The following is a 4,034-nucleotide window of genomic DNA, read 5'->3' as shown; positions in this document are numbered from 1 at the left end:
GAACGGCCCGCGCCACGGCTGGCGCGCGGGCCGTTCTGCTCGCCGGCCAGCAAGGCGATGCGGTGATGCAGGTCGGCGTCGTTGCCGCGCAGGATGTCGCGCTCGCCCAGCAAGGCCGCCAGATCGCAGGCCAAGGGCCCCAGTCCCAGCGCATGGCCGAAGTGCCGGCGCACCCGCGTATCGCCCATCTGCTGTTGCGCGGCCATGCGCTGGGTTTCCAGACGGGTCATGCCGCTGCCCGGATCGAAGCGCGGCACCCGCGCCAGGCCCGCATCCACCACCACGCGCACGCCATCGATGGTCAGGCTGGTTTCGGCGATGTTGGTCGCCAACACCACCTTGCGCTTGCCCGCCGGCGCGGGCTCGATGGCGGCGCGCTGGGCGTCGAGGTCGAGTTCGCCATGCAGCGGGCAGATGAGTACTTCGGAGCGACCAGCCAGGGCCTCGCCCAACTGTTCGGCGACGCGGCGAATCTCCGCCTGGCCGGGCAGGAACACCAGCAGGCTGCCCGGCTCGTCGGCCAGCGCCTGCTGCACCGTCTGCACCACCCGCGGCTCGATGAATTCGCCGGCCTGCCACGGGCGGCCCCAGCGGATATCCACCGGGAACATGCGGCCCTCGCTGCGCACCACCGGCGCATCGCCCAGCAGCGCGGACAGGCGCTCGCCTTCCAGTGTCGCCGACATCACCAGCACCTTGAGCGGCGGCTCGTCGCGCAGCAGCGCGCGGCCGTTGAGGGTCAGCGCCAGCGCGAGATCAGCATCCAGGGACCGCTCGTGGAATTCGTCGAAGATAACCAGCCCCACACCTTCCAGCGCCGGGTCGTCCTGCAGGCGGCGGGCAAGGATGCCCTCGGTGACCACTTCGATGCGCGTCTTCGGGCCGACCCTGCTGTCCAGGCGGATGCGGTAGCCGACGGTTTCGCCGACCTTCTCGCCCAGTTCCGCGGCCAGCCTTTCGGCGGCGGCGCTTCCAGCACCACCTCGTGGCGCGCGGCCAGGGCCTGGCGCAGGGCGGGAAGGACGCTGTCGATGGGAAGGGCGATCATGCCGGCTCCTGGAACTCGAATGTCATAAGGCGATAACCCCGATTACGCGGGGGGCGGCGATTATAGCGGGCGAACCGCAATTCCAACCCGGCAGTCATAGAAGCAACGAGCACGCCGGCTAGTGCGAAACTGCCAGCAGCGACGGCAAGCTCGTTGTTATAGTTGTCCGCATCATCCTCCCGGAGGTTTTGTTCATGCGTCTTGCCACCCGAGTCTCCTGTGCAGTTCTGAGCGCCGCCCTGTTCAGCCAGCTGACGGCCTGCGGCACCCTGTTCTACCCCGATCGCCGCGGCCAGATCGACGGCCGCATCGACCCGGCAGTCGCCGCCCTGGACGCCGTGGGACTGTTGTTCTACGTCATCCCGGGCCTGATCGCCTTCGGCGTAGACTTCGCCACCGGCGCGATCTACCTGCCCGACGAGAAGTACTCGGTCGCGCCGGAGAAGCTCAAGGATGCCGTGAGCGAAGACGGCAGCGTGGACAAGGCTAAACTCAAGGCGATCCTCGAGCGTGAAACCGGCCGCAGCCTGCCCCTGGACGACCCGCGTCTGATCCAGCGCAGCGGCAGCCTCCAACAACTCGCCAGCCTGGGCCTGCGCCCGGAGGCCTGATATGCACGGCGCTCTCGCTTCACACCTGCAGCAACTCCTGGCGTACCACCAGTGGGCCTACGAACGCATCCTGGAGGCCGTCGCGCCGCTGGATGAAGAGGCCTACCGCGCACCGCGCGGGCTGTTCTTCGGCAGCCTGCACGGCACCCTCAACCACCTCGCGGTGGTCGATCGCATCTGGTTCGCCCGTGTGCAACGAGAGCCCTGGCAGTTCGAACGGCTCGACGCCGAGGCCGCGCCTGACCGCGCCGGCCTCGGCGAATTCCTCAACGACGGCGTCGGCGCCTGGCGCCTGTGGCTGAGCAAGCAGAGCGACGCCACCCTCGGCACCCAGCTGGACTACCGCAACATGGCCGGGCAGGAACACCGCCAGAGCCTGGCGAACATCGTCCAGCACCTGGTCAACCACGGCACCCACCACCGCGGGCAGATGAGCGCCGCGCTCACCGCGCTGGGCCAGAAGGCGCCGCTGCTGGACTACATCTACTTCCTGCCCAACCGCCTGGACACCTGATGCTCAAGCACGCCAGCCACGCCCACCTCATGCGGCTGGCGACCTTTGCGTCGCTCGGCGTGGCTACCACCCTGATCGTCGCGAAGGCCATCGCCTGGTGGCTCAGCGGCTCGGTCAGCCTGCTGGCCGGCCTCACCGACTCGCTGCTCGACGGCGCGGCGTCCTTCCTCAACCTGCTGGCGGTGCACTACGCCATCCGCCCGGCGGACGACGACCACCGCTACGGCCACGGCAAGGCGGAATCGCTGTCGGGGCTGGCCCAAGCGCTGTTCATCGCGGTCAGCGCCGTGCTGGTCGGCACCCAGGCCATCGACCGCCTGCAGCACCCGGAACCGGTGGAAGCCGTGGGCTGGGGCGTCGCCGTGATGATCCTGTCGCTGGCGCTCACCGCCGGCCTGCTGCTGGTTCAGGGCTACGTGGTGAAGATCACCGGCTCCAATGCGATCCGCGCCGATTCCCTGCACTATCGCTCGGACCTGCTGCTCAACAGCAGCATCCTGGTGGCGCTGCTGCTCGCACAGTTCGGCTGGCAGCAGATGGACGCCATCTTCGGCCTGGGCATCGCCCTGTACATCCTCTGGAGCTCCTTCCAGATCGCCCGCGAATCCGTCGCGGTACTGATGGACGAGGAACTGCCGCCGAACGTCAGCACGCGCATGCTCGAACTGGTGAAGGAAGTGCCGGGCGTGCTCGGCGCCCATGACCTGCGCACACGGATTTCCGGCACGCACTGGTTCGTCCAGTTGCACCTGGAGCTGCCGGGAGAGCTGTCATTGTCGAAGGCGCATCAGTTGTGCGACGAGGCGGTGCTGGCGATCCACAAGGAATACCCGCGGGCCGAGGTGCTGGTGCACGCCGACCCGCAGGAAGTGGTGGGCAAGGAAACCATCAGCTAGAGAGCGTCAGTTGACGCTGTAGCCGCGTCCGCTCAGACAGGCGCCCAGGGCGCGACGGTAGTTGTCGGCAACGTAGCCCGGTGGCGCGTAGTTCGCCGAGGCCGGGTCGAAGCCGCTCTGCTGCACCGCCCAGCCGTGGCATTCGTAACGGTCGCGGGCCTGCTGGTCCGGGCTCTGGCCATACTGCGGATAGGCGATCACATCGTAAGGCGACTGTGCCACCGCCACCGCCTGCTGCTGGGGCGGCGACACCACTTCGTACTCCTGTGAACCGGCCTGCCAAAGGTAATAGGTGCCGGCGGCGAGGAAGTAGCCAATGCTGCCGATCCACACCTGCTCGGCATAGGACGGCAGGTAGCGCACCCGCGCCCCGTAAGGCGGCGTCACCACCACATAGCGCGAGCCGTACGGGCGATACCAGTAGCCGTCGTTGAAGTAGTAATCGCTGCCGCGATAGGGCACGCGGTAGTGCCCGCTCGGCATGCTGTCCGTCACATACCCCGGCCGCCAGTAGGACGGGTGCGGCCCCCAATTGCCATGGGGCGGCTCGCGGCCCTGCCAGTTGCCGGAGGGCGGGCGAACCTCATGGGAGCCGAACTTGCCCACGTTGCCATTGCTGGCCGGCGGACGGTTCTGCCATTGGCTGTCGCCATAGCCCGGCGGGCGGCCCTGACCGCCCTGCCACTGATTGCCGTTGTTGCCGTTCTGGCCCGGCGGGCGGCCATGCCACTGCCCGTCGCCATGACCATCGCCACCCGGCGGGCGCCCTTGCCATTGACCGTTGTTGCCGCCGTTGCTCGGCGGCCGCCCCTGCCATTGGCCATTGTTACCGCCACTGGGCGGTCGGCCCTGCCACTGACCATTGTTCCCGCCGCTGGGCGGCCGGCCCTGCCAGCCACCGCCGGAACCGCTCGGGACCTCATGGGAGCCGAACTTGCCGCCGCCGGAGTTGCCCGAGCCGCCGG

The 4,034-nt window shown here is 68.5% G+C and carries 3 protein-coding genes and 2 pseudogenes; 3 read left to right on the top strand and 2 right to left on the bottom strand.

The window, feature by feature from the left end:
- Positions 1–1,048, bottom strand: a pseudogene (locus tag ACCC94_RS28320) (helicase-related protein); the annotation flags it as partial.
- Between the two features lie 194 nt (positions 1,049–1,242).
- Here ACCC94_RS28320 and ACCC94_RS28315 point away from each other — a divergent pair.
- Genes ACCC94_RS28315 through ACCC94_RS28305 form a run of 3 tightly spaced genes read left to right on the top strand, consistent with a single transcriptional unit; the run spans position 1,243 to position 3,069 of the window.
- The gene (locus ACCC94_RS28315; protein ID WP_017521766.1) at positions 1,243–1,659 is read left to right on the top strand and encodes a polyribonucleotide nucleotidyltransferase (polynucleotide phosphorylase); all 417 of its coding nucleotides are present in this window, start codon (positions 1,243–1,245) and stop codon (positions 1,657–1,659) included.
- A 1-nt stretch (position 1,660) separates the two neighbouring features.
- Positions 1,661–2,173, top strand: a complete 513-nt coding sequence (locus ACCC94_RS28310) for a DinB family protein (protein ID WP_413352913.1) — start codon at positions 1,661–1,663, stop codon at positions 2,171–2,173.
- The gene (locus tag ACCC94_RS28305) at positions 2,173–3,069 is read left to right on the top strand and encodes a cation diffusion facilitator family transporter (protein WP_413352912.1); all 897 of its coding nucleotides are present in this window, start codon (positions 2,173–2,175) and stop codon (positions 3,067–3,069) included. The genes ACCC94_RS28310 and ACCC94_RS28305 overlap by 1 nt, the downstream gene beginning before the upstream one ends.
- 6 nt (positions 3,070–3,075) lie before the next feature.
- Here ACCC94_RS28305 and ACCC94_RS28300 read toward each other — a convergent pair.
- Positions 3,076–3,624, bottom strand: a pseudogene (locus tag ACCC94_RS28300) (DUF6515 family protein); the annotation flags it as partial.
- Positions 3,625–4,034: the final 410 nt, after the last annotated feature.

This window comes from Pseudomonas sp. Pseusp97 (assembly GCF_047304025.1).
In the GTDB taxonomy this organism is placed as follows: Bacteria; Pseudomonadota; Gammaproteobacteria; order Pseudomonadales; family Pseudomonadaceae; genus Pseudomonas.
Note: the sequence above shows the minus strand (reverse complement) of the source record. Positions and strands in the feature narration are given on the sequence as shown.